Annotated in this window: 23 protein-coding genes; 15 read left to right on the top strand and 8 right to left on the bottom strand. The window is 67.6% G+C overall.

The genetic code is table 11. The annotated features are described in order from the left end of the window. Window positions 1-61 precede the first annotated feature (61 nt). Window positions 62-943 carry a hypothetical protein gene (locus ACSQ9E_RS16285; RefSeq protein WP_436218482.1) on the bottom strand — a complete coding sequence of 294 codons (882 nt, stop codon included), beginning with the start codon at window positions 941-943 and terminating at the stop codon, window positions 62-64. Between the two features lie 255 nt (window positions 944-1,198). Here ACSQ9E_RS16285 and ACSQ9E_RS16280 point away from each other — a divergent pair, with 255 nt between their 5' ends. The 6 genes from ACSQ9E_RS16280 to ACSQ9E_RS16255 all read left to right on the top strand — a co-directional run bounded on the left by ACSQ9E_RS16280 (window position 1,199) and on the right by ACSQ9E_RS16255 (window position 4,906). Next, window positions 1,199-1,594, top strand: a complete 396-nt coding sequence (locus ACSQ9E_RS16280; RefSeq protein WP_436218481.1) for a hypothetical protein — start codon at window positions 1,199-1,201, stop codon at window positions 1,592-1,594. A 16-nt stretch (window positions 1,595-1,610) separates the two neighbouring features. Further along, complete coding sequence (locus ACSQ9E_RS16275; RefSeq protein WP_436218480.1) at window positions 1,611-1,916, top strand: hypothetical protein; 306 nt, start codon at window positions 1,611-1,613, stop codon at window positions 1,914-1,916. Window positions 1,917-1,948: 32 nt separating this feature from the next. Further along, window positions 1,949-2,569 (top strand): terminase small subunit, encoded by a 621-nt coding sequence (locus ACSQ9E_RS16270; protein ID WP_436218479.1) that lies wholly within the window; start codon window positions 1,949-1,951, stop codon window positions 2,567-2,569. Between the two features lie 170 nt (window positions 2,570-2,739). Beyond that, the gene (locus tag ACSQ9E_RS16265) at window positions 2,740-3,456 is read left to right on the top strand and encodes a terminase large subunit domain-containing protein (RefSeq protein ID WP_436218478.1); all 717 of its coding nucleotides are present in this window, start codon (window positions 2,740-2,742) and stop codon (window positions 3,454-3,456) included. A gap of 12 nt (window positions 3,457-3,468) precedes the next feature. Next, window positions 3,469-4,074 (top strand): DUF1643 domain-containing protein, encoded by a 606-nt coding sequence (locus ACSQ9E_RS16260; RefSeq protein WP_436218477.1) that lies wholly within the window; start codon window positions 3,469-3,471, stop codon window positions 4,072-4,074. A gap of 82 nt (window positions 4,075-4,156) precedes the next feature. Continuing rightward, complete coding sequence (locus ACSQ9E_RS16255) at window positions 4,157-4,906, top strand: terminase (protein ID WP_436218476.1); 750 nt, start codon at window positions 4,157-4,159, stop codon at window positions 4,904-4,906. Window positions 4,907-5,106: 200 nt separating this feature from the next. Here the strand turns inward: ACSQ9E_RS16255 and ACSQ9E_RS16250 are convergent, their stop codons facing one another. Together ACSQ9E_RS16250 and ACSQ9E_RS16245 are read right to left on the bottom strand one after the other, a co-directional pair. After that, window positions 5,107-6,207, bottom strand: a complete 1,101-nt coding sequence (locus ACSQ9E_RS16250) for an IS5 family transposase (protein WP_436217113.1) — start codon at window positions 6,205-6,207, stop codon at window positions 5,107-5,109. Window positions 6,208-7,098: 891 nt separating this feature from the next. After that, window positions 7,099-8,742: a methyl-accepting chemotaxis protein gene (locus ACSQ9E_RS16245; protein WP_436218475.1), complete on the bottom strand. Its 1,644-nt coding sequence runs from the start codon at window positions 8,740-8,742 to the stop codon at window positions 7,099-7,101. A 285-nt stretch (window positions 8,743-9,027) separates the two neighbouring features. On the opposite strand from ACSQ9E_RS16245, the gene yjjJ reads away from it, so the two are divergent. Next, window positions 9,028-10,437, top strand: coding sequence for a type II toxin-antitoxin system HipA family toxin YjjJ (yjjJ, locus tag ACSQ9E_RS16240; protein ID WP_436218474.1), 1,410 nt, complete (start codon window positions 9,028-9,030; stop codon window positions 10,435-10,437). Between the two features lie 209 nt (window positions 10,438-10,646). On the opposite strand, the gene ACSQ9E_RS16235 is transcribed toward yjjJ, so the two are convergent. Genes ACSQ9E_RS16235 through ACSQ9E_RS16220 form a run of 4 tightly spaced genes read right to left on the bottom strand, consistent with a single transcriptional unit; the run spans window position 10,647 to window position 13,334 of the window. Next, complete coding sequence (locus tag ACSQ9E_RS16235; protein ID WP_057202769.1) at window positions 10,647-11,348, bottom strand: glutathione binding-like protein; 702 nt, start codon at window positions 11,346-11,348, stop codon at window positions 10,647-10,649. Window position 11,349: 1 nt separating this feature from the next. After that, entirely contained in the window at window positions 11,350-12,048 is a 699-nt protein-coding gene (locus ACSQ9E_RS16230; RefSeq protein ID WP_322594663.1) for a glutathione S-transferase family protein, read from the bottom strand. 11 nt (window positions 12,049-12,059) lie between these two features. After that, complete coding sequence (locus tag ACSQ9E_RS16225; RefSeq protein WP_436218473.1) at window positions 12,060-12,761, bottom strand: HAD-IA family hydrolase; 702 nt, start codon at window positions 12,759-12,761, stop codon at window positions 12,060-12,062. A gap of 42 nt (window positions 12,762-12,803) precedes the next feature. Further along, window positions 12,804-13,334: a peroxiredoxin-like family protein gene (locus ACSQ9E_RS16220; RefSeq protein WP_436218472.1), complete on the bottom strand. Its 531-nt coding sequence runs from the start codon at window positions 13,332-13,334 to the stop codon at window positions 12,804-12,806. A gap of 102 nt (window positions 13,335-13,436) precedes the next feature. On the opposite strand from ACSQ9E_RS16220, the gene ACSQ9E_RS16215 reads away from it, so the two are divergent. The 6 genes from ACSQ9E_RS16215 (at window position 13,437) to ACSQ9E_RS16190 (ending at window position 21,434) form a co-directional block, all read left to right on the top strand. Continuing rightward, window positions 13,437-14,285 (top strand): cupin domain-containing protein, encoded by an 849-nt coding sequence (locus ACSQ9E_RS16215; protein WP_436218471.1) that lies wholly within the window; start codon window positions 13,437-13,439, stop codon window positions 14,283-14,285. 653 nt (window positions 14,286-14,938) lie between these two features. Then, window positions 14,939-15,367: a hypothetical protein gene (locus ACSQ9E_RS16210; protein WP_057269308.1), complete on the top strand. Its 429-nt coding sequence runs from the start codon at window positions 14,939-14,941 to the stop codon at window positions 15,365-15,367. 48 nt (window positions 15,368-15,415) lie between these two features. Next, window positions 15,416-15,805 (top strand): hypothetical protein, encoded by a 390-nt coding sequence (locus tag ACSQ9E_RS16205; protein WP_057269309.1) that lies wholly within the window; start codon window positions 15,416-15,418, stop codon window positions 15,803-15,805. A 172-nt stretch (window positions 15,806-15,977) separates the two neighbouring features. Continuing rightward, window positions 15,978-16,448: a hypothetical protein gene (locus tag ACSQ9E_RS16200; protein ID WP_057269310.1), complete on the top strand. Its 471-nt coding sequence runs from the start codon at window positions 15,978-15,980 to the stop codon at window positions 16,446-16,448. Continuing rightward, entirely contained in the window at window positions 16,449-19,088 is a 2,640-nt protein-coding gene (locus ACSQ9E_RS16195) for a putative bifunctional diguanylate cyclase/phosphodiesterase (protein WP_436218470.1), read from the top strand. A gap of 213 nt (window positions 19,089-19,301) precedes the next feature. After that, on the top strand, window positions 19,302-21,434 hold the full coding sequence (locus tag ACSQ9E_RS16190; RefSeq protein WP_436218469.1) for an ATP-binding protein: 2,133 nt from the start codon (window positions 19,302-19,304) through the stop codon (window positions 21,432-21,434). A 37-nt stretch (window positions 21,435-21,471) separates the two neighbouring features. Here the strand turns inward: ACSQ9E_RS16190 and ACSQ9E_RS16185 are convergent, their stop codons facing one another. Further along, complete coding sequence (locus ACSQ9E_RS16185) at window positions 21,472-22,356, bottom strand: LysR substrate-binding domain-containing protein (RefSeq protein ID WP_436218468.1); 885 nt, start codon at window positions 22,354-22,356, stop codon at window positions 21,472-21,474. Window positions 22,357-22,534: 178 nt separating this feature from the next. Between ACSQ9E_RS16185 and ACSQ9E_RS16180 the strand changes: the two genes are divergently transcribed. Together ACSQ9E_RS16180 and ACSQ9E_RS16175 are read left to right on the top strand one after the other, a co-directional pair. Next, a complete protein-coding gene (locus ACSQ9E_RS16180; protein WP_436218467.1) occupies window positions 22,535-23,284 on the top strand; it encodes an SDR family NAD(P)-dependent oxidoreductase in 750 nt (249 codons plus the stop codon). A gap of 37 nt (window positions 23,285-23,321) precedes the next feature. Beyond that, the gene (locus tag ACSQ9E_RS16175) at window positions 23,322-24,308 is read left to right on the top strand and encodes a TRAP transporter substrate-binding protein (protein WP_436218466.1); all 987 of its coding nucleotides are present in this window, start codon (window positions 23,322-23,324) and stop codon (window positions 24,306-24,308) included. Window positions 24,309-24,346: the final 38 nt, after the last annotated feature.

Raw genomic sequence — 24,346 nt, 5'->3', positions numbered from 1 at the left:
CGGCGGCCTTGGCCTGGCCGCTCCGGCTTCAGGCGCCGCTGCGCAATGCGCCGTTCTCGACTCAGTTGCAGGCGATGGTGCCTGGCGCGCCAGCGATGCCGGCGTAGCGGATCTGGAACGGCTGCGCCAGGTTGATGCTCGACGGGAAGGCCGAGAACACGGCCTGCTTCTGCGTGGGCGAGGCGATGGTGCCGACGCCCGACCAGCCGCCCTGGGGCGTGAAGAGGGCGGTGCCGGCGTCGTAGGTGTACTGCGACACGGCCACCGAGGTGGTGCCCTGCACGAAGAAGAAGCTGCCGCTCAGAAAGCCCGGGTTGCCCGATGCGGCCGTGAGCAGCATGGTGACCTTCTGCGTCTCGGGGTTCACACCGAAGTCGGCCAGCAGCATGCCGTTGGCGTTGTTCGCCAGCGCGCCGGCGCAGGTGCGCGATGCGGCCGACACGTTGGCCACCTTCACCGTGTAGGTGCTGGTGATGGTCTTCCCCTGCAGCAGCACGCTGGCGGTGAACACGGCGTTCACGTCGGCCGTCTGGCTGGCGGCCAGGAACACGCCCTGCGGCGTGATGGTGCCTGCCGAGGCGGGCACCACGCTCCACACGGCCACGGTGGGGCTCAAGCTGCCGTCGGCATTGCGCACGGCGGCAGACAGAGTGATGGTGCCGGCCTCGTTCACCGTGGTCGGGCCCGAGATCTGCAGCTGCGCTGCCGTGCTGGCGGCCACGGCCTGGGGCACGAAGTGCAGGGACTGCGGGTCCCATTTGAAGGTGACATCCCACTCGCCCGCGCCGGGCACTTTGAGGCGCTTGACGGTGAACGTGTCGACCGCATCGGTCTGGTAGCCGGACTGGGTGAGGTCGATGTCGATCGCCGCCGAGGCGGACATCGACAGGGTGGTGGCCGCAATGGCGGCGCAAATGGCTTTGAGCTGGGTTGGTGCCTTCATGAACGATCCCTTGTTATGTGATTTTTGGCGGCTGATCGTAACGGGCGAAGCCCTGTGCGCCGCTGCCCTGTCGTATTTGTGCCAAGCACGCAAAGCCCTGCCAGAGCCCCGCTTGCGGGGCGCTTCTTCTCCCCGCGCTGCGGCATGCCATCAACCCAGAGCCCAGCACCAGCGCGGCCTGCGGGGCCGCAGCGCCGTTGCCGTGCTGCCGTCGTGGCCACCTCGGCAAGCTTCTTCAACCCTTGAGTTCTGCCCATGCAAGCACACACGCAGTTACACCTTTGTGCCCACCCGCACAGCGCCGCAGGTGCCATGGCCCTGACCATGCCCACGCGCACCATCACCAGCATCCGTGCCGGCGGCCTGAAGTCGCGCGTGGAAAAGCTATTGCACAGCCAGGCCGGCCAGCCGCTCACGCTGGGCGAGATCGGCGCCGCGCTGGACCTGCCCAAGACCTCCCACCCCGAGATCAGCAGCTGCCTGGCCAAGCTGCGCGAGGCCGGCACCGTGCAGTCCGCCCCCGGGCCCGCATCGAGCGCGCGCGGGCGGCGCCAGGTGCAGCGCTACAGCATCCTGCTGCGGCGCGTGGGGGGCGATGTGTGCATCTCGGAGATGGATGCACGCCGAGCACTGGCCATGACCGGCGGATGAATTGCAAGGAGACCCCATGGACGACAGTGAGCACAGCGAAGAAGACCTGCACCTCATCGAGCTGCAGGCCCCGGGCAGCGCGCCCCTGCACGCCGGTGTGTCCGCATCGGGCCTGGTCTACCTGCGTGGCGACCTGCACCCGCTGGGCAGCGCCACGGCCCTCATCAAGGCCGCGCGCGAGCACGTGCCCTATGCGGCGCTGGGCGCGGTGAACGTGCTCTTTCCGGCCGACTGGCTGCGCGGCGAATGCCTGCACGACGCAGACCGCCTGCGCGTGATTGCTGCGATGGAGCGCCTGGTGCGCGGGGCGAGGGCGGCATGACCGGCGAAGTTGCCCAAACCCCTGGTGCCATGATGCGTGTCGACCCCATTTACCCCATTTACCCCATCGACCCCGCCGATCAGCAACTGCAGTTCACGCTGATGGCGGCCGATGGCCAGACTGGCAAGGCCGCCGCCCCAGCAGCAACCCCGCAGGCCGCGCGGCCCGGCCGCGCTCCGCGGCTGAGGGCGGTGGCGAGCGCTGTGTCTGACCCGCAGGCGGCAGGCCGCCCACCCGGCCTGGGCGTGGCACCCGGCCCCACACCGGGCGACAGTGTCACCCAGGACATGGTGGTGCGCGAACTCGCGGGCATCGCCTTCTTCGACATCCGCAAGCTCTTCAACGATGACGGCAGCCTCAAGCGCGTGCAGGACCTCGACGGCGCCACCGCTGCGGCCATTGCTTCCATCGAGGTGGTGGAGATCGGCCCCGGCGGCCAGCTGGAGCTGGGCAAGAAGTTCAAGTCGCCCGAAAAGCTCAAGGCCCTGGACCTGCTGGGCACGCACCTGGGCATGTTCGCCAAGAAGGCCGACGACGCGCCCGACCCCTTGCGCAAGGCCCTGGCCCAGATGCCCGCCGACCGGGCCGAGGGCATGCTGGCGGCGCTGGAGCTGGTGAAATCGATCAAGGGAAAGTCGCACGGTGGTGCATGAAATGAAACACCCCCTGAGTCGCTTCGCGCCTTCCCCCTCTCTCTCCTCGCTGCGCGAGTCGGGAGGGGGACGCCCCCGGTGCGGCGGGGCGGCCCTTGCATGGGGGCACTGGTTTGGGCCGCGTCGGTTTCATGCTCAGCGGGTGGCGCGCAGCGCCATGGATAACTGACATGACAGGCCTGCCCGATGTGCTGGCCCACGCCTCCATCGAAGAGATCGAAGCCATCGAAGCCCTGCTGCGCGACAAGCTCGCCGGCTGGCGCATGCGCCACTTCTTTCAGGACGAAGGCCCCCTGCGCCGCGCGCTGTATGCGCGGCACCTGGCCTTCTTCAAGGCCGGCGCCACGCACCGCGAGCGCTGCTTCATGGCCGGCAACCGCGTGGGCAAGACCATCGGCGGCGCATACGAAACCGCCCTGCACCTCACCGGCCGCTACCCCGCGTGGTGGGAGGGCCGGCGCTTCGGTGGCCCCATCCAGGCCTGGGCCGCCGGCAAGTCGCTGGAGACCACGCGCGACATCGTGCAGCTCGAACTCTACGGCCCGCCGGGCCAGCCCGGCACCGGCATGGTCCCCGCCGACGACATCGCCAAGGCCCGCCCCCGCGCCGGCGCCAACGGCGCACTCGACTACCTGTGCGTGCGCCACCAGAGCGGCGGTGAATCGGTCATCGGCTTCAAGTCCTACGACCAGGGCCGCAAGGCCTTCGAGGGCACGGCGCGGCACTGGGTGTGGCTGGACGAGGAGCCGCCGGTGGCGGTGTACAACGAGTGTTTGACGCGGACTGCGACGACGCAGGGCTTGATTGCGATCACGTTCACGCCGCTGGAGGGGGCGACGGAGGTGGTGCTCGATTTTTTGACGAAGGGGGTGGTGGTGGGGGCGTGATCGCCATCCGACATGGTCTGGATCGGGATATGTGACACCATCGTTGGCATGAAGGTGGTCTACCAGCCAATGCAGCAGTCTCCTGGCGCTGACGATCCAGGTGGCAGGAGAAAGCCTGCCTGGCCGGCAGGCTCCGAGATTGACGCAGAGTTTTCTGAATGCGGGATGTACCGCTATGCGTTGGAGGAGGTCTGGAATGCCGACCTGCCTCTGGTCATGTTCCTCATGATGAACCCCTCTGTCGCGAGCATCGCGCACGCCGATCCAACGCTGATCAAGACGGGAAAGTTCGCAAGGGCCTTGGGCTACGGCGGACAGCTGGTGGGGAACGTGCATGCCTACCCCGTCGCCGACAGCAAACTCCTGGTCGAGCCCAAGGACCCGGTGGGCCCAGGCAACGATGCCGCCTTGCTGACGATGGTTGGCAGGGCCGAAGCCGTCGTTCTGGCCTATGGCCTGCCCCCAAAGCCTTTGCGGCCAAGGGCCCAGGCGGTCGTCAAGCTGCTGGGCGAGAAAAGCCGGCTCCAGATCCTTCGGCTGACTGCCGACGGCACACCCGGCCATCCGCTGTACCTGCCAAGCCATCTGCGGCCGATGGATTACACCCCTGCACAGTAGGTCGGTGCAGTGGTGCACTGCTCGCCCTGCTGCAGATCACCTCACACGCCTGCGGGCAGCAGCCTGCCAACCAGGATCCCCCATGAGCAAAGCCATCATCCAGGCCGGCTGGAACGACGTGCCCCACCTTGACGAGAAGACCAAGCAGGAGCTAGCCGAGAGCTTCCCCCTGCACGAGCGCGAGGCGCGCATGAACGGCGTGCCCGTGCTGGGCAGCGGCAAGGTGTTCCCGGTGGCCGAGGAGTCCATTGTGGTTGCACCGTTTGCGCTGCCCGCGCACTGGCCGCGCATCGTGGGCCTGGACTTCGGGTGGGACCACCCGGCCGCAGCCGCCTGGCTGGCGTGGGACCGCGACACCGATACCGTCTACGTGTACGACACCTTTCGCGTGCGAGAGACCAGTGTGGCCATGCAGGCCCCGCTGATCGCCGCGCGCGGCCGCTGGATGCCCGTGGCCTGGCCGCATGACGGCCTGCAGCACGACAAGGGCAGTGGCGAACAACTGGCCGGCCAGTACCGCACCCTGGGCGTGAACCTGCTGCCCGAGCGCGCCACGTTCGAGGACGGCAGCAACGGCCTGGAGGCCGGCATCAGCGATTTGCTTACGCGCATGCAGACGGGGCGCTTCAAGGTGTTCAGCACTTGCGGCGACTGGCTGGACGAGTGGCGGCTGTACCACCGCAAGGATGGGCTGATCGTGAAGGTGCGTGACGACCTGCAGAGCGCGACCCGGTATGGGGTGATGATGCTGCGGTTTGCGGTGGTGGAGCCGCGGGGGTCGACGTTGGCCGGGAGTGCTGGTGGGTATGGGGGGAGGAGAGGGGGGTATTGATGGTTGAGCGTACGCCGCCTGCTCGGACTGGACCCGTGCTGCTGTGGTGGGTGGGGGTCTTTTGCGCAGGCTGCAGCTGATGGAATTTCAGCGGACTGATGCTCTGGCGATGGCGTGTCTGTTTCAAGGGCGGAGGCCGGGATGTGCGCCCGGCGGCGCACCTACCTTCTTTTGCCTCGCCAAGAGGGTGTAGAAGAAATCTATTTCAACCGACCCAACAGCATCCGAGCCTGCGCAAGCCACACCCACGCAGCCGCATAGAACGGCTTGCGGTCGTGGTGCATCACAAGCCTGCGGTTGCGCTCCAGCCATGCATGGGTGCGCTCCACCACCCAGCGCTTCTTGGCGATGGGGGCGGGCTGCTCGTCGCTCCACAGCGGCTGCTGGGCATCGTCCCAGCGGTGGCGGGCACTGTGGCGCACGATGCGCACCTGTACGTGGTGCGCCTTCTCGATCTGCTGGGCGCATTGCCCGGCGTACGCGCTGTCGGCCCACAACGTCTTGAACGAGCCATCCGTGCGCTTGCACGCCTGTGCTACCGCTTGCGCGGCCGCGTCGCGGTCCTGCACGGCTGCACTGGTGATCACCACCGCAAGCAGCAGGCCCAGTGTGTCCACGACCAGATGGCGCTTGCGCCCCTGCACCTTCTTGCCTGCATCGAAGCCCAAGGTTCCACCCTGAGGGCTGCCCCGGTTGGACTGCGAGTCGATGATGGCCTCGCTGGGCTGCGCAGCGCGCTCCAGGCGTTGGCGCCATTGCTGGCGCAGACGCTCGTGCAGCGCTTCGAACTTGCCTTGGCGGGCCCAGTTGACGAAGGCCTTCTGCACGGACTGCCAGGGCGGATAGATCTGCACCGGCAGGTTGCGCCAGGACGAGCCGGTGCGCAGCACATAGCAGCAGGCATCGACAACGCTACGCCGCGAGTAGGTGGCCGGTCTGCCACGCGAGCCCGGTTGGGGCTCGAACAGGTCCTGCGCCAGCGCCCATTCGGCATCGGTCAGGGCACCGGCAATGGCGTTGCCGGATTGACTGGCGGGCCGATGCCGGGCGGTGTAGCCGTAGCGCGTGCCAGGCTGACCAGGCTGCGAGCGGGACAGCTGCGACTTGGGCCGCGCTCGCTGCAGGCCGGCAGCCTTCAGTGCTGCGCGCAGAGTCACCGTGCTGGGGGCGCTGCGGCCCATGTGATCGGCCCAGGCCAGCGCCAACTCGGGCAGCGTCGCCTGCGGATTGTCTCGGACCACCTCGCGCAAGGTGGTGTACTCGCCAGGGGGGATTACGGGTGGTCGGCCTGTCTTTGCCATTGCGCTGCTCCTGCTTGGTCAATGCGGCGCTATTATAATTTATTTCTTCTACATCCTCCAAAAGAAAGTAGGCAAAGAAAAGGCGACCTCGCTGCCCGTGTCCCCCTCGCCCGATGGGCGAGTGGGGCAGCCTGCGATGCTCGGTCCTGGGGTGACGCCGAAGAACTCCCTGCGCTGCCTCTGCGAGGCAGCTCCGGTCAAACAGCTTCGGCGAGCCAGATGACGATGCGCGTGTCCTTCGGCACGCGCTCACCCCAGGCCCTGCGCTTCTCGGCACGGTCAGAAGGGGGTGGGAGCGGGCTCCACTCGGGCCATTGCTTCGCTCGGCCTGTGGTCCTTCGCTGCGCTCGGCTCGCCAGAGCGCTCACCGAACACGTCGGCAGCGCGCAGCGCGTAACCGACACCCGGCGCAGCTGCGAAGCAGCAGCCGTGCGGTACCCGCTCCCCACCCCTGCTGGCTGCGCCGAGAAGCGCAGGGGCTGGGGTGGGTGCGTGTGCCGAAGGACACACGCACTTCGTGCTCTAGCTTGCCGATGCTGTCTGAGCGGAGTTCGAAGAACGCAGCGAGTTCATCGGCACCACCCCAGGCCCGAGCATCGCAGGTTGCCCCCGTTCGCCCGATAGGGCGAACGGGGGCCGCAGACTGGGGGCCGCCTTCTCTTTGGTGACTTTCTCTTGGCGGCCAAGAGAAAGTTACTGCGCCGCCGGGCGCACATCCCGGCCTCCGACCTCAGCAAAAGAACAGAAGCAACAACACGCACACTGCATCGAGCAACCAGACAGGTTGTCGCGATCCCCGGGGTTGCCGCCTGTTCGCCGCGCATCAATGTTCACGCCACATGAACACCACGAAAAAATGAACATCACCACATCCGCCACTGCCGAGCGGCATCACACCACCCGCAACCCCCTGCCACGCGGCTGCACCACCGGTCTGGCGCTGCGCTGACCCGGCACCGCAGCCCGCGTTGCCGACGGCACCACCCTCGCCTCCAGCCGAAACACCTGCACCGAATCCGCCACCGCCCCCGCAGTGCGCGTCAGCCCCTGCGCCGCAGCCGCCACCTGCTCCACCAGGGCCGCGTTTTCCTGGGTGATGGTGTCCAGCTGGCCCACGGCGGTGTTGACCTCGGAGATGCCGGCCAGTTGCTCCTGGCTGGCGTGGCTGATCTCGCCGACGACGGCGCTCACGCGGCGCACGCCCTCGACCACCTCGACCATGGTGGCCTGGGCCGCCTGGGTGCGCTGTTGGCCTTGCTCCACGCGGTGGGCCGACTGGTCGATCAACTGCTTGATCTCCCGGGCGGCTTCGGCGCTGCGGCCGGCCAGGCTGCGCACCTCGCTGGCCACCACGGCAAAGCCCCGGCCCTGTTCGCCGGCGCGGGCGGCCTCCACGGCGGCATTGAGCGCCAGGATGTTGGTCTGGAAGGCGATGGAGTCGATCACCTGCGTGATCTCGCCGATGCGGTCGGAGTCGCCCTGGATGTCGCGCATGGTCTGGCCCACACTGTCCACCGCCTCGCGGCTGCGGGTGGCGGCCGCGTTGGCCTGGCCTGCCAGGGCCGTAGCCTGGCGGGCCGCGTCGGCGCTCTGGCGCACGGTGCCGGTGATCTGCTCCATCGACGCCGCCGTCTGCTCCAGGCTGGCGGCCTGCGACTCGGTGCGTGCCGACAGGTCCAGGTTGCCCTGCGCGATCTCCTGCGCGCCCAGGCGCATGGATTCGCTTTCGTCGCGGGCATCGCGCACGATGGCGCACAGATTGAACGACAGCTGGCCCAGCGCCTGCTCCAGATCACCCAGTTCATCGTTGCGGCCCCGGCGCACGGTGGCCGTCAGGTCGCCGGCCGCGACCCGGTTGGCCGCCAGGGTCAGCGCCGCGATGGGCCCCACCAGCAGCCGCGCCAGGTACCACCAGGCCGCGCCGAACAGCGCCAGCTGCAGTGCCCCGCCGGCGGCACCGGGCAGCAGCATGCCGGTGGCCAGCGAGGCCGCCAGCAGCGCCAGCAGCAACAGCCCCAGCCGGGCCGCGAGGCCCAGCGTTGCCAGCCCGTGCGCCACGCGCCCCACCAGCGTGTGCCGCACCACGCGGCCCGAGCGCAGCCCGTGCACGCGCCGCCCGGCCTGCTTTTCTGCGCGCATGGTGGCGTACAGCTGCTCGGCCGCAGCGATCTGCGCGCGCGTGGCCTCGGTGCGCACCGACATGTAGCCCACGGGTCGGCCGTCCTGCAGCAGCGGCGTGGCGTTGGCCATCACCCAGTAGTGGTCGCCGTCCTTGCGCCGGTTCTTCACCGGGGCTGACCAGGGCCGGCCCGAGGCGATGGTGGCCCACATGTCGCGAAACGCCTCCTCGGGCATGTCGGGGTGGCGGATCATGTTGTGCGGCTGGCCCACGAGCTCATCGCGCGTGTAGCCGCTGACAGCCACGAAGGCCGCGTTGCAATGCGTGATGCGCCCCTGCGTGTCGGTGGTGGAGACAAGGGTCTGGCCCTTGGGGACAGCATATTCCTGTCCGGTGGTTGGCAGGTTCAGGCGCATGGTGGAAGACTCCGCTGGACAATGCAGACGATTGTCCGGATGCCACCGCAAGTGCGCCTTGACGAAGGTCAACGTTTGCTTGACGGGGCTCAATCTGGCGGGTTTGACCTTGGCCTTCGTTCTGTGGAGTTCGCCCTTGCCAGGGCGGGGCAGGGGCACATTGTGCAATGCGTGCGCAGGCATGGCGCCATGCCGCCAAGGGGGCAACCCTCTTGCCCTGGAAATCTCTCGGTTTCTATTCATTTATCTATTCATAAATCTATTCACCCGGACTAAGATACCTGCATGCCGACCTCCACCCGCCGCCACGCCGACCAGATTCATGACCTGCTGCGCAGCGGGCTGAAAACCGCGCGGGCATTGGCGGATACCCTGGGAACAAGCCAACCCACAGTGTCCCGGGCGCTGCAGGCGCTGGGGCCGGATGTGCTGCGTCTGGGTGCTTCACGATCTATTCAGTATGCGCTGCGCGATGCCTCGCGGGCGGACCTGGTGGCGCCGATCTACGGGGTGACTGCCGAAGGCCGGTTGCAGGGGCTGGGCACCCTGGTGCCGGTGTATCCCGAAGGCTTCGTGATGGCGCAGGCCGATGGTGCCGTGCAAGGGCACACGGATGGCCTGCCGTGGTGGCTTTTCGACATGCGGCCGCAGGGGTACCTGGGGCGGGCCTACAACCAGTGGCATGGGCCCGCGCTGGGGCTGCCAGAGCGGCTGGCCGACTGGAACGACTCGCACGTGATGCGCGCGCTGCTGCGTGAGGGGGGGGATCTGCCCGGCAACCTGCTGGTGGGCGATGCGGCGCAGCAGGCGTTCGTGAACGCGGGCGTGCCGATGCCGATTGCGCTGGCCGGCAAGGCGCGGGCCTATGCGGCGCTGGCGCTGGCCGCAGCGCGCGGTGAACAGGCGGGATCGTCTGCTGGGGGGGAGCAGCCCAAGTTCACGGCCTACGCGCAGTGCGGGGGCAGCGGCCGGGGGAGCGCTGCGGCGATGGCTGAGCCTGCCCACGTGATCGTCAAGTTCAGCGCTGCGGTGCAAAGCCCGGTGAGCGAGCGCTGGCGCGACCTGTTGCTGGCCGAGCATGTGGCGCTGCAGGTGCTGCGGGACCATGGCATCGCGGCGGCGCGCACGCAGGTCATCGACCATGGCGGGCAGCGGTTTCTGGAGGTGGAGCGTTTTGACCGGGTGGGCGCGCTGGGCCGGCGCGTGCTGCACTCGCTGACCTCCCTGGATGCGGAGTTCGTCGGCAACAGCGGGCGCTGGCCCGAGATGGTGGCGGCCCTGGCGCGCGAAGGCGTGGTGCAGCCCGAGGCGGTGGACGCCGCCAGCCTGCTGTGGGCCTTTGGCACTCTGATCGGCAACACCGACATGCACAGCGGCAACCTGTCGTTCATGGCCGAGCACGGCCGGCCGTACCAGCTGGCGCCGGCCTATGACATGACGCCCATGGCCTTTGCGCCCACGGCGGCGGGCGAGGTGCCGGTGCGCCCGCTGGCGCTGGTCATCGGCCCGCAGGTGCCGCCGCGCACTTGGCGACAGGCCCTGGCGCTGGCGCAGGATTTCGTGGGCCGACTCGCGGGCCTGGGCCGCAAGGTCGGCGCAAAGGGCGGTTTCAGCGAGGGCTTTGCTGCATGCATGGATGCGCTGTCGGCGCATGTGGCGCAGGCCGGGGAGCGGATCGGCCGGCTGGGCGCATAGGTGGGTGTGGGTGTATCTCGGGTGGCGCGGAAGAACCCGCTCATTGCGGCCCGTGTCCTGCTCGATAGCAAGCGTGCGCCTTGCTGCCGCTCCCACCGAGGCGCTGTTGTACTACCCGGGCTGCATCGGTCGGCAGGGTGTGATACCGCCGATGACATCCCGGGCGTTGTTGCCGTCCGCCGCGAGCGTTGAATGGGCTTTGCGTTGGTCTATCGCACCACGCCCGCGTCCTGTCCGAACAGCAGGCCGCGCGATGCCGCGTCGACCACCGGGGCCGTGTTGACCTCGTTGGCCTTCTGGTAGGCGCGCACTGTGGCCGGCCGCTCGCGTACGCGCTCGAACCATGTTTGCAGGTGCGGAAAATCCGACAGCACCTGGCGCTGGCGTTCGTGGGGCACGATCCACGGGTAGCACGCCATGTCGGCAATGGAATAACCGTCGCCTGCGATGAAGGTGCGCCCGTCACCCAGGTGCTTGTTCAGCACGCCGTACAGGCGCGAGGTCTCCTTCACGTAGCGCTCGATGGCATAGGGCAACGGCTCGGGCGCATATTGCACGAAATGGTGGTTCTGCCCGGCCATGGGCCCCAGGCCCCCCATCTGCCAATACAGCCATTGCAGCACCAGGTTGCGCCCGCGCAGGTCCTGCGGGATGAAGCGTTGCGTCTTGTCTGCCAGGTACTGCAGGATGGCGCCCGATTCGAACAGCGACAGTGGTGCCCCGCCGTCGGCCGGTGCATGGTCGACGATGGCCGGAATGCGGTTGTTCGGTGCGATGCGCAGGAACTCGGGCGCAAACTGCTCGCCACGGCCGATGTGGACCGGCACGATGCGGTAGGGCAGTGCGGCCTCCTCCAGAAACATGGTTACCTTGTGGCCGTTCGGTGTGGTCCAGTAGTGCAGGTCCAGCATGTCAGGCACCCGGTGCTGCGGACAGGCGGGCGTTCTGCGGAAACATGGCGCGCCGCGCTTCATCGTCGAGTTCGGTCTTGAAGGCATGCCGGGTTTTCAGCGCTTCGGCGCGCTGGGCAGCGGGCCGGGCGTTCACGGTGTCGAGCAGGCGCTTGACATGGGGCAGCTTGTCCCACGGGTCGGTGCCCAGCACATAGGGCACGGCGCGGGCCCAGCCCCAGACGGCCATGTCGACCAGCGTGTACTCCTCGCCCAGCATCCAGGTGCGGGTGGCCAGGCGCTCGTTGATGAGCGTCCAGTGCCGCCATGCCTCGAAGTCGTAGCGGTTGAGCGCATAGGTCTTGGGCTCGGGTGCCACGTGCCTGAAGTGCACCGACTGCCCCGAATAGGGCCCGATGCCGGTGGCCACGAACATCAGCCACGAGTGCATCGCAGCGCGCGCCGCTGGCGTGTTCTCGGGCAGGAAGAGGCCGGTCTTCTCCGCCAGGTACAGCAAAATGGCGTTGCTGTCGAAGACGACCGCGTCGCCATCGACCAGTGCGGGTGTCTTGCCATTGGGATTGATGGCAAGAAACGCCGGCGTGTGCTGCTCGCCACGGCGGGTGTCCACCGGCACCATCTCGTAGGGCAGGGCTGCCTCCTCCAGGAACAGGGCGACCTTGGCGGGGTTCGGTGATGGGTGGTAGTAGAGCTTGATCATGGGGATGTGTCTCAGGGGGTGGAAAGAACCTGCTCGCACAGGGCAGCGAAGCCATCGACGGTGTGGTCGTAGGCCATGTTGGGGTGGGGGTCGGGCGGGCCCGCCGGGCCCCACTCATCGGGGCGGGCGACGAAGGCAGTGCGCAGGCCTGCCGCATGCGCCGCGTTGAGGTCGAAGTTGTGGCAGGCCACCATCAGGATGCGCTCGGGGGCCAGGTTCAGCCAGCGCGCTGCCGTGGCGTAGGCTTCGCGGTGCGGCTTGTAGACGCCGATCATCTCGCACGAGACGATGGCGTCCCAGGTGAAGCCGTTGCGACGTGACACGTCGATGACCAGGGCCGTCGGCAGCATCGTGAACGAGACCACCGGCACGCGCGCACGCAGCGACGCCAGCGCCGGCGCAAAGTCGGGCCAGGCGCGCAGGCGGTGCCAGGCGCGCCACAGGTGCGTGCGGCCTGGCGCATCCAGTGCCGGGAGCCCGAAGGCCAGCACGGCCTCGTCCAGCGCCAGCAGGTGCACGTCGTCCATGTGGAACGCCGGCTGCACCTGGCCAACAATGCCCTGCATGGTGCTGCGCCGCCATGCATTGGCGAATGCGTGGCGGTCAAAGGCCAGCCCCTGCCAGGCAGGCACCCGGGCCAGTTCATCGACCAGCGATCCGTGCCAGTCCAGCACCGTGCCGCCCGTGTCGAAGGCTACTGCGTCGTATTGCATGGGAGGGCCTTGCTTGCTTGTTTGCTTGCTTGTTGGGGGGCGTCAGGAGGCTGCGGTGTACTCGCCACGGGCAGGGTAGTTTTTCGCCAGCGCGAAGTCCAGCGCATCGCGCAGCTCATCAAAGTGTGGCCGCGCAAACGGCATGGTCTGCACGGCACCGTAGTACAGCGTGCCGTCCGGGCGCACCAGGAACACGCCGGGTTCGGAGAACAGCGCCGGCTCCTGCACGCCAAGGGACGTCATGCCGCGCGAGGCGCTGATGTACAGCCCCCAGGCACGGGCCACCGCCAGCGGCAGGCTGTGGCCTACGCGCAGGCCGGGCGCGCGCAGCTTGTCCGCCATGGCCTGTGCGCGCTCGGCGGTGTCGCTGGACACCGCCACCACCTTCACCCCGCGCTGTTCAAACTCTGGCAGCAGACGGCTCAGCTCCAGCAGGTAGCGCAGGCATATCGGGCAGTGCAGACCCCGGTAGAAGACGACCAGGGTGAAATTCTGTGGTGCGTCTGCTGCGAGTGTGAAGTCGCCGTGGGCCAGCGTGGGCACGGACAGGGCGGGTACGGGTTGGCGTGGCATCAGCACAGTGAGGTCCTTGGCATTTCAAATCACATGGTCACTGTAGCAGCCAAAGTGAGACGTATGGAATCAATACGTCTCCGATAAGATACCATTCGTCTCATGTCTGATCGCCTCTCGACCCTGCTGGCCCGCTTTCAGCTGCACGCGCGCGTGGTGCACCGTGGGGCATTGCCGGGCGTGCTGGACCTGAGCGCAAGCCAGCGTGGCAGCCATCTGCACCTGCTTTGCGAGGGCCAGATGGAGATGGCAACGGCCGCAGGCGCGCGCCTGGTGGTGAGCGAGCCCAGCGTGCTGCTGCTGCCGCGCCCGCTGGGGCACCAACTGGTGCCGGCGCGGGGTGCTGTGCCTGAACTCGTCAGCGCGGCCATCGATTTCGGTCCGAGCGATGAAAACCCGCTGCTGCGCGGCCTGCCGGATGTGCTGCATGTGCCGCTGGCGCAACTGCAGGCGGGCGGGGCAGCGCTGGTGCTGGTGCAGCAGTCGCTGGTCGTCGAGGCGCAGGCGCAGCGCTGCGGACACCTGGCGGTGGTGGACCGGCTGGTCGAGGTGCTGGTGATCCAACTGCTGCGGCATGCGATGGCGCAGCGCCTGGTCGACGTCGGCGTGCTCGCCGGGCTGGCCGATGTGCGATTGGCGCGCGTGCTCAATGCCTTGCACGCCGAACCTGAACGCCCCTGGACGCTGGACACGATGGCGCTGCTGGCCGGCATGTCGCGCGCGCGTTTTGCCGCCCGGTTCGGCGCCACGCTGGGCACACCGCCCGCTGAATACCTGGGTACCTGGCGTATCGGGCTGGCGCGCTCGCTGCTGCGCCAGGGCATGTCGGTCAAGCAGGTCGCGCCCGAGGTCGGCTATGCCAATGCCAGCGCGCTCGCGCGTGCCTTCACGCAACGTCTGGGCCAATCCCCTACGGCGTGGCTGGTGCAGGAATCACGGGGGGCGGGCTGAGAATCTTTCGCCATGCCCGCCTTGCACGCTAAAACACCCCGGCCCGTCGGTGCAAATGCGTGCTTGCCATGGCCCAGCCATGTCTGTGCTTTGCGCCTGGATTCACGGCGTTTTGGCGCGCCCTGACCGGGATGGTGAACATGCCCAGGCACCCAGACTGCCACGCGCGGCCGGGGTCTGCCCATGCATTGGAACGAACCCGCATAGCGCCTGCCCACCCCATCGCTGGACCATCGGGCACCGCTGCAGGTGGCTGGCCAGCGCGTAGACGTCCTTCACGGCAGCCAGGGGGTCGGCAGCACCTGGGTATGGGCCTGCGCTCTTGAGAGGCCGGCGCCGCCCCGAGGCGCCCTTGTCCTACCCGAAGCCGCCTTGGGCTGCGGCATATTGCGCTGATGGCGAAAGACCACCACGACCAAGATGGCGCTGTTGACCCTGCTGCCGCTCTAGGAACGTGCGCGGCAGAAGGAGCATCGGCTGCAACGCCCGACAAACCGGTCTCGCCGGGTATCACCTCCGGCGCCCAGGGGGCCACCCTGGGCTTGTCGGTACTACCCAGCGATCCTGGGTTTTCGGACGTTTCGCTTCGATGCCTTCTGCCGCGCACGCTCCTAGCCCCTGTGGTGCCCGCAAGGCGGGCGGTTGCCCAACTCATGGCGGTGCTGCCATGCCTGGCGCTGCTGACCGCCTGCCAGGGCCATACGGACCTGGCCGCCAGCGGCTGCCTGCCGCTGCGCGTGCCGGCGCAGGTGGTGCTGGTGCAGGAGGCCGGGCTGTATGCGGTGGGCGGCGATGCCAAGGGCAAGACGCTGGTGCTGTCGCCGCATCCGCGCAATGCCGCCAACGACGATTTTCACGGCACACGGCTGGTGCGCACGCTGGCGCCGGGCACGCGGCTGGGCATTGACCGCCTGCAGCAGGCCTGGGGCTTCGACGTGGGCAAGGGGCGCATCAGCGCCTTTGGCGCGGTGGCCGGTGGCGAGCGCTTCGAGTACGGCTGGGGTGGTGGCACGGTGATAGGCCGCGCGCCTTGGGAGCCGGCCACGGTGCCCCATCTGCGCACGGTGGCGTGTGGCGATTGATCGCGCAGCCTGCCGGCCCGCACGCAACCCTCAACGAAGGAGCATTCCATGAAGACCATTCACCCCCACCTTCGCTCTGGCGTGCTCACTGCAGCGCTGCTGCTCGCCGCCGGTACCCCGGCCCTGGCCCAGACCACCGTGCTGTACAGCGCGCGCCCCGCCATCGGCCTTAGCGTGAGCGACAAGATGGCGGCGCGGCAGGCGCCGGTGGAGTTCACCGTCACCATGCCCGGCGGCCAGACGACCACCGCCACGGCCCAGCCCCAGGGCGGCGGCGAGCGGGCCGGCACCGTGCACTACCCCAGCGACTTCGGCAATGCCGGCACGCGTGTAGGTGACTACACCTGGGCCGCCCGGGTGGGCGGCAAGGTGGTGCAGACGGGGCGGTTTGCCTACCGACCGGCACAGGGTGGGCAACTGCTGTTCGTGCCTGGGTAGGCGTTCGTCGAATACGTCCTACGTAGTCGATAACATGGTGTGGAATATCATGCGCCATGAAACAAAATGTTAGCGAAGCTTGCGTCCTGGCGCGCCCGGGCGTGCCGCGCACTGGCTGCGTTGCGGCCCTGTTTCCCGTGCCGGGCACGGCATTTTGCGCAGGTGCCGGGTCATGAGGCTGGTCAGCACCCATCGAAGGGCCCTGCATGCGCTGGGGGTGACGCTGCTGGAGCTGCTGATCACGGTCACGCTGATCGGGCTGCTTTCGGCAGTGGCCATGCCCAGCTACAAGGCGTACATCGAACGCGCCAAGGTCGCCGCTGCCAAAAAAGACATTCTGGAAATCAGCGCCATGCTGGACCGGTACGTCAACTTCAAGCACGTGTTCCCGGCAAGCCTGGCCGATCTGCCCTTTACCCGGCTGGACCCCTGGGGCAACCCCTATCGCTACCTGTCGATGGACGGCGCCACTGTCGGCCAAAAGCGCAAGGACAAGTCGCTGCACCCGCTCAACAGCGACTATGACCTGTACAGCATGGGGCCTGATGGCGCGAGCCAGACGCCGTTGACCGCCAAGGCCAGCCGCGATGACATCATCCGCGCCAACAACGGGAGCTTCATCGGCGTCGCCGAGGATTATTGAATGCGCCTGAGTCCGGCCCATGCCATCCTGCACAGCCGTGTCGGGCGCCAGCTGCTGGCCACGTTCTTCGTGCTGGTGGCGGTGCCGGTGGGGGCCCTGTCGCTGCTGGCCTACCAGCTCACGGAGTACGTCGTGCAGCAGTCTGCAGCGCAGCTCAGTGGCGAGCTGGCCAAGGCCGTGGGCATCAACCTCATCGACCGGCTGCGCGCCGCAGAAAGCCTGCTGCATGTGCACGGGCTGCCCTCCGGCCAGGGCCCCGGGCCCGTGCCGCTGGACCAGCGGCTCGAGAGCGTCTTTGCCAGTGTGGACCGGCTTTTCCCGTCGGAGCTTGCGCCGATGCCGCAGGGCCGCAGCACCTTGCGCGTGGTAGGCGCCCCACAGCCCGGGGTGGCGCCCACCGTGGAATTGATCGTGCCCTTTGCAGGCGCCGTGGTGCGCGGCCGGTTCACCGCCGACTACCTGTGGGAGAACGCGCAGTCGGGCACGCATCGCATCTGCTTTTCGGGCCCGCAGTTGTCTGCACCCTTCTGCCAGGGGGTAGATGGGCAGGCCGCCAACGAGGTGCGCACGCAGCGCGAGATCTTCTTCACGCCCTATTTCGATGCGCCGGCCTGGACCATCACCACCACCCTGCAGCCGGACGTGCGGCGCTACCTGCCCATTGGCGTGGCGGCCTTGGTGGGCAACGTGGCCGCCATTGCATTTTTGCTCGCACTGGTGAGCAGCTCGGTGGTGCTGCGCAGGCTGACCCGCCCGCTGGATGCGCTCACCTCGGGCACGCGCGCCGTGCTGGGGGGCGATTTCACGCGCCGGGTGCAGATCGCCGGCAGGCGCAATGAATTCACCGACCTGGCCGACTCCTTCAATGCCATGACCGAAGAGGTGGGGCGCGACCTTGCGCTGGTGCGCGTACTCGCGCAGATGGACCAGGCCATCATCGGGCAGCGCCCGTTTGCCGAGGTGGTGCGCCTGATGCTCGCGCACCTGAACGCTCAGGCGGGTGGTGCGCCGGTGGGCGTGGTGCAGTGGCCAGCCGGCGCGCCCCGGCCGCTGGTGCTGTCCCTGGCGGCCGATGGAACGCTGGCGCAGCGCGAGACAGGTGCGCCGCGCGACGCGGGCCTGCCGCAGGCAGGGGAGGGGGCCGACCCGGCGGGGGGTGAAGGGCCCTGGCACGACCTGCCCGTTGCGCACACCGGCACCCGGCGGGTGTGGCTGCGCCTGGCGCGCCTGCCGGCACCCGAGGGGCGCGCCGGGCGCGAGCTGGCCGCACTGGGCCAGCGGCTCGCCGTGGCCCTGCACGCCGAGCAGCACGAGCAGCAACTGCGTGAACGCGCCACGCGCGACAGCCTGACGGGCCTGCTCAACCGCTTCGGGCTGGTCGAGGCCGTTGACCAACTGGTGCAGGCGCAAGCCGCAACGCCCTTTGCTGTGGTGTACATGGACCTCGACGGCTTCAAGGAAATCAACGATGCCTATGGGCACGACGTGGGGGACTGCGTGCTGCGCGAGGTGGCGGCCCGCCTGCGCAACTGCATAGGCCCTCGCGCACTGGCCATGGCCCGCCCGGGGGGCGACGAGTTCGTCTTCGTGCTGCCCGCAGACGCACAGGCGGCGTTGCGCGCCGACATCGAATCGGTCATGCAGGCCGTGCGCGTGCCGTACAGCGTGCCCCCGCGCCTGCTGCCCCTGGCGGCCAGCCTGGGCATGGCGCACTACCCCGCGCATGGCGCCTCGCAGGACGAACTGCTCAAGCACGCCGACCTGGCCATGTACACCGCCAAGGGCGCGGGCCGCAATGTGCTGGTGGAGTTCGAGCCCGCGCTGGCCGCAGAGCAGGCCGGGCGGCTGGCGCTGCGCCACGACCTGCGCCACGCGCTGGCCGGGCAGCAGATGTTCGTGGTGTTCCAGCCGCGCGTGCGCGCACAGGGCCGCCAGGTCGCCTCGGTCGAGGCACTGCTGCGCTGGCGCCACCCCGACAAGGGGCTGGTCTCGCCCGACACCTTCATTGCGCTGGCCGAAGAGTCCGGCTTCATCATCGAGCTGGGCCTGTGGGTGCTGCGCCAGGCGCTACAGCAGTTTGCGCTGTGGCGTGCCGACCCGCTGGTGCCCGTGCGGCATCTGTCGGTCAACCTCTCGCCCGTGCAACTGGCCGACCCGGCGTTTCCCGCAGCGCTGCACGCGCTGCTGCAGGAGTTCGGCATCCGCCCCGGCGAGCTGGAGCTGGAGATCACCGAAGGCGCGCTGATCCAGGACGTGGATGCCGCCGTCACGCGCCTGGCGGCGCTGCGCGCCCACGGCGTGGCGATTGCGCTGGACGACTTCGGCGTGGGCTACTCGGCCATGCGCTACCTCAACCGCCTGCCGTTCGATACGCTCAAGATCGACAAGAGCTTTGTGTTTGCCTTTGGCGTCGAGCGCCCCGCGCTGGCCATTGCCACCGCCATCGTGGCCCTGGCCAAGGCGCTGGACAAGCGCGTGGTGGCCGAGGGGGTGGAGACGCCCATGCAGGCCGACCTGCTGCAGGGCCTGGGCGTGAACGAGCTGCAGGGCTACCTGTACGGTAAGCCGCAGACGGCTGCAGAACTCGCCAGGCTGTGGCGCAGCGTTGAGGGCACAGAAAGACCTTCTGGCGGCCCATAGCCTTGCGCCATGCGGGCAGCGGTATTGTGACCTTGAAGTTATTATTCATACCGATTGGTCGCAGATCGGCGCAGAACAAGGGCACCAAGCAACAGGGATCTGCTCGACCAATGCTTCTCTTGCTGCGGCCCATTGCGGGTTGCGTTGGCGCCGGGCGCATCCACCGGTGGTGAATTTCATGGACCCGATCCCCAGGAACAACCTATGTGGACAATGAGAAGAGCCAGCGACAAGGGCTCGAAAGAGGCAGCTGAATCGGTGCGCTGGCTTCGCCGGATGGCGGTGCTGAGCGTGGCGGTGCCCCTGGTGATCTATGCCATCTTCGGGGTCGTCGGGTTTCTGCGGGCCACGGACGAAACCGACGCCCGGGTGTCCCGGTCCCTTCGCGTTGCGCACGAGCATGCCTCCAAGGTGATGGCCACGTCCGAGGCGGTCGCTGAAAAGGCCTTCTCCCTGGTCAACGGCAAGAACCCGCAGGATTTGCACAGCATCGAGGCCTTCCTGCACGAAGAGCTGCGCAAGCGCAGCGTGGACCAGCCCCAGATCCAGTCCATCCTCATCCTGGATGCGCAAGGCCGGCCGATAGCCAGCAGCCGCCTGTTTCCATTCCCTCGGGTCGATCTGTCCGACGGCGAGTATTTTCAGCACCACCTGCAGGGCCGCACGGGGCCCCATCTGTCCAGGCCCATCGTGACCCGCACGTCCAACGAGCGGGTGCTGAATGTCAGTGTCCCCTTCGAGGATGACGCCGGCAAGTTTGGCGGGGTCATCAACGTGGCCTTGCTCACGTCCTACTTCCACGATTTCTATGGCGACCTGGTGGCTGACGAGCCCAACCTGGCGGTCACCCTTTTTCGCGACGATGGCGCCGTCTATACGCGCTGGCCCCACAGCGCCGCAACGCCCGTCACGCTGCAGCCCGATTCGCCGGTGATGCAGCGGCTGACTGCCGGCGATGAGGTGGGGCGCTTGCAAGGCATCTCGACGGTCGATCGCAAGGAGCGGGTCATTGCCTTTCGCAAGGTCGGCGCATACCCCTTGTACGTGGCCACGGCGATGCGCCTGAATGTGCCGCTGCGCGAGCTGTTCCAACAGCTTGCGCTGCTGTTCGCCATGGGGGCGCTGCCGGTGGCCGCGCTGGTCGTCACGGCGAGGACGGCGCTGCAAAGCGCCCTTGCTGCGCACAACACACTGCAGGACCTGGAGCGCGAAACCGAAAGCCGCCAGCGTGCCGAAGAGGCGCTGCGCCAGGCGCAAAAGCTCGAGGCGCTGGGCCGGCTGACCGGTGGCGTGGCGCACGACTTCAACAACGCGCTGATGGTGATCAGCAACAACCTGCACCTGCTCAAGCGCACGGCGCCAGAGTCGGGCCTGCGGCAGATCGAATCCATTGCCCGGGCCGTGAAGTCGGCCACCAACCTCACCCGCCAGTTGCTGGCCTTCTCACGGCGCCAGCCCCTGGTGGCCGAGTACGTGCAGCTGCAGCACAAGCTCCCGGCCATCCAGGATCTGCTGGTCCCGGTAATGGGCAGCCGCGTGCAGCTGGATGTGCAGGTGGACCCTTCGACCGCGCCCGTGTTTCTGGACATGAGCGAGCTGGAGCTGGCGCTGCTCAACCTGGGCATCAATGCGCGCGACGCGATGCCCACGGGCGGTGCCCTGTCCATCCACGTGCGCAATGCCGGGCGCCAGCGGGGCGGGGCGCAGGACAACGACACCGAGATGGTCGTCATCGAAGTGTCCGACACGGGCAGTGGCATTGCGCAGGACGATCTGGACAAGGTGTTTGAACCCTTCTTCACCACCAAGCCGGTGGGCGAGGGCACGGGCCTGGGCCTGAGCCAGGTGTATGGCTTTTGCCAGGGGGTGGGCGGCTATGCGCAAATCGCCAGCGAGCTGGGCAAGGGCACCACGGTCAGCCTGTACCTGCCCAGCACGGCCCCCAGGGCACCCGGGGACGAGCCCGCCGCAGACACCACGTTCAAGCCCCTGGGCATGCGCCTGCTGGTGGTGGAAGACAACGACGAGGTGGCCGAGTCGCTGGTGCCCCTGCTGCAGTCGCTGGGCTGCACCGTCACCCGGGTGGACCGAGCCGACAAGGCCATCTACCTGCTCGATGAAGGCCAGCGGCCCGACCTGGTGCTGACCGATGTGATGATGCCCGGCGAGCTCAACGGCGAAGGCCTGGCCAGGCACATCCGCGAGAAGTGGCCTGCGCAGCGGGTGCTGCTGATGACCGGGTACGCCGAGCAACTGGCGCGCATCTCGCAACTGGGCTTTGATGTGCTGCCCAAACCCTGCACGCCGCAGATGCTGCATGCCGCCATCGGCAAGGCGGGGGGGTAGCGGCGAGCGGCCGCATCAGCGCGGCCCGGTTCGAGGATCAGGTCTTCGCTGCCTCACCGTGCAGCCAGGACAGAAACGCCTCCACTGCCGGGCGTTTCGCATGGCGTTCCGGGTACACGGCGAAGTGGGCTTTCACCCGCACGGCCTGGTCCATGCCGAATGGCGCCTTGAGCCGGCCATCGGCGAGGTGTCCGCCAGCGTTGATTGCGCTCTCCAGTGCGACGCCGAGACCTTGCGTGGCAGCGTCCAGTGACATCTGGGCCCGATCAAAACGCAGGGAAAACCTGTCGGGCGCTCGCAGCTTCGTGAAGCGGCCGAACCAGTCGGACCACTGCACGATGCTGACATTGCTCTGGATCAGGGGCAGGTCCAGCAACTGCTCCGCCCGCCGCAGTCTGTGCTCCTTGATGAAAGCCGGGCTGGCCAGGGGCACGATGGACTCCTCGAACAGCGGCTCCACCACCAGATCGCCCCATTGCGGTACGCCGTAGCGTATGTCGATATCGGCCTGGCCCAGCGCGAAATCGCTGGGTGTATGGGCGGCCGAAAGGTTCAGTGATATCTCCGGGTAGGCCTGGGCAAAATGCTGCAGGCGCGGCATGAGCCACAGGCTGGCGATGCTCGGTGCCGAGTGCACATACAGGCTGTTGCGGATGCCATGGCGCAAGTCATCCGTGGCGGTGGCGATGGCGTTCAGCGCCGCCCCCACATGCAGCAGGTAGTGCTCTCCCGCAGGGCTCAGGCGCACGCCGTGGGCGCTGCGTTCGAAAAGCCGAACGTCCAGCTGCGCTTCCAGCCTGGAAATCTGGTGGCTGATGGCCGAAGCCGTCAGATGCAGTTCGGCTGCAGCCAGCGCAAAGCTGCGCCGGCGTGCGACGGCTTCAAAGGCCTGCAGGTTGGCAATCGGCGGCAAGGTGGGCATGGGGTGAACCCTGACGTTGGGTGAAGGATTGTCATCTTACGCTGATGATTAATCGCTTGTCATCATCTTCGGCGGCTTTGAGAATCGGCTCCCAGAACAGGAGACAAAGCCGCGCAGGCCACCCCCAACGGGGTCGGCCAACGTCTCCTGATAGTTCAAACCCAAGGAGACAAGACACATGCTGCTCAAGGACCAGATCGTCATCATTACCGGTGGAGCCGGCGCCAATGGCCTCGGCTTCGCCACCGCCCGCCTGATGGCGGCGCAAGGGGCCAAGGTCGCGATCCTCGACCTCGAAGGCGCAGACCCTGCGGGTGCCGCCGCCCGGCTCGGCGAAGGCCATATTGGCTTGGTGGCCGACGTGACGGACAAGGCCTCATGTGATGCGGCCACAGCCAGGGTAAAGGCACATTTCGGCCGCATCGACGCGCTGGTCAACAACGCAGGCATCACCCAGCCCATCAAGACGCTGGAGATCACCGGGCCCGATTACGACCGCATTCTGGATGTGAGCCTGCGCGGAACGCTCCACATGTCCCAGGCCGTCCTGCCCTCCATGTGCGCGCAAAAGAGCGGCTCCGTCATCTGCATCTCTTCGGTATCCGCGCAGCGCGGCGGCGGCATTCTGGGCGGGCCGCACTATTCGGCTGCCAAGGCGGGCGTGCTGGGGCTGGCCAGGGCCATGGCCCGCGAGTTCGGTCCACAGAACATCCGTGTCAACTGCATCGCCCCGGGTCTCATCGGCACGGACATCATCAAAGGCAAGCTCACCGAAGCAAAGAAGGCCGAAATCGCCGAGACCATTCCGCTGGCGCGCCTGGGCCGCGCCGAAGACGTCGCCGGCGCCTGCGTGTTTCTGGCAAGCCCACTCTCGGCGTACTGCACCGGCATCACACTGGACGTGAACGGCGGCATGCTGATCCATTGAACGCAACAAAAAATCAACTGAACAGGAGACAAAAACCATGCAACGCAAAACCTTCACTCGCACATTGTTCGCGGCAGCGGCGCTGGCTGCCGCACTGCCCGGTCTCGCGCAGGCGCAGCCCTTGAAGCTCACTCTGGGGCACGGCGCCGCGCCCGGAAACCCGCGCCATGAGGCCGCCGTGAAGTTCGCCGAAACCGTCAAGGCCAGGACTGCTGGCCGCATCGAGGTGCAGGTGGCGCCATCGGCCCAACTGGGCGACGATGCCGCCATGGTGACTGCCGTGCGCACGGGTGCGCTGGACATGTCGGCCAACTCCCAGGGCGCCGTGTCGGTTGCCGTGCCCGAGTACGCAGCCTTCGGCATGCCTTTCATGTTCTCCACACCGGCTCAGGCCTTCAAGCTGCTGGACGGCCCGTTGGGCCAGGAGCTGGCGCAGAGGTCGGCCGAGAAGGGCATGGTGGTGCTGGGTTACTGGGACAACGGCATCCGCCACATGACCAACAGCAAGCGTCCGATCACGAAGGTGGAGGACATGAAGGGCCTGAAGATGCGCACCCCGCCCGATGCGGTGCTGGTGGACATCATGCAGGCGCTTGGCGCAGAAGCCCAGCAGATCAAGTTCGCAGAGCTGTACGTGGCGCTGCAGCAGGGCGTGGTCGACGGCCAGGAAAACCCTCTGGTCAACATCCATGCCAGCAAACTGTACGAAGTGCAAAAGCACCTGGCGCTGACCAGCCACATGTTCCAGATGACGCCTTTCGTCATGAGCAAGCGCACCTGGGACCGCCTTTCCGAAGCCGACCGCAAGGCGGTGACCGAGGCTGCGGCCGAAGCCACCGCGCTGCAGCGCAAGATGTCGCAGGACTCGGACGACAAGCTGCTCGACGAACTCAAGGCCAAGGGTGTGCAGGTGACCACGGTGGACAAGGCGGCTTTTGCCAAAGCCACCGCAGCGGTGGATGCCAAATGGCTTGCCACGCCGATCGGCCCCTACCTCAAGAAGGTCATCGCCGCTGCGCGTTGATTGATCGTTCTGGCGCTGTGCCAGGCATTTCCCAAAGC

The sequence above is a fragment of the Acidovorax sp. LjRoot118 genome, assembly GCF_964253575.1.
Lineage (GTDB): Bacteria > Pseudomonadota > Gammaproteobacteria > Burkholderiales > Burkholderiaceae_C > Acidovorax.
This window is presented reverse-complemented; position numbering and strand designations above follow the sequence as displayed.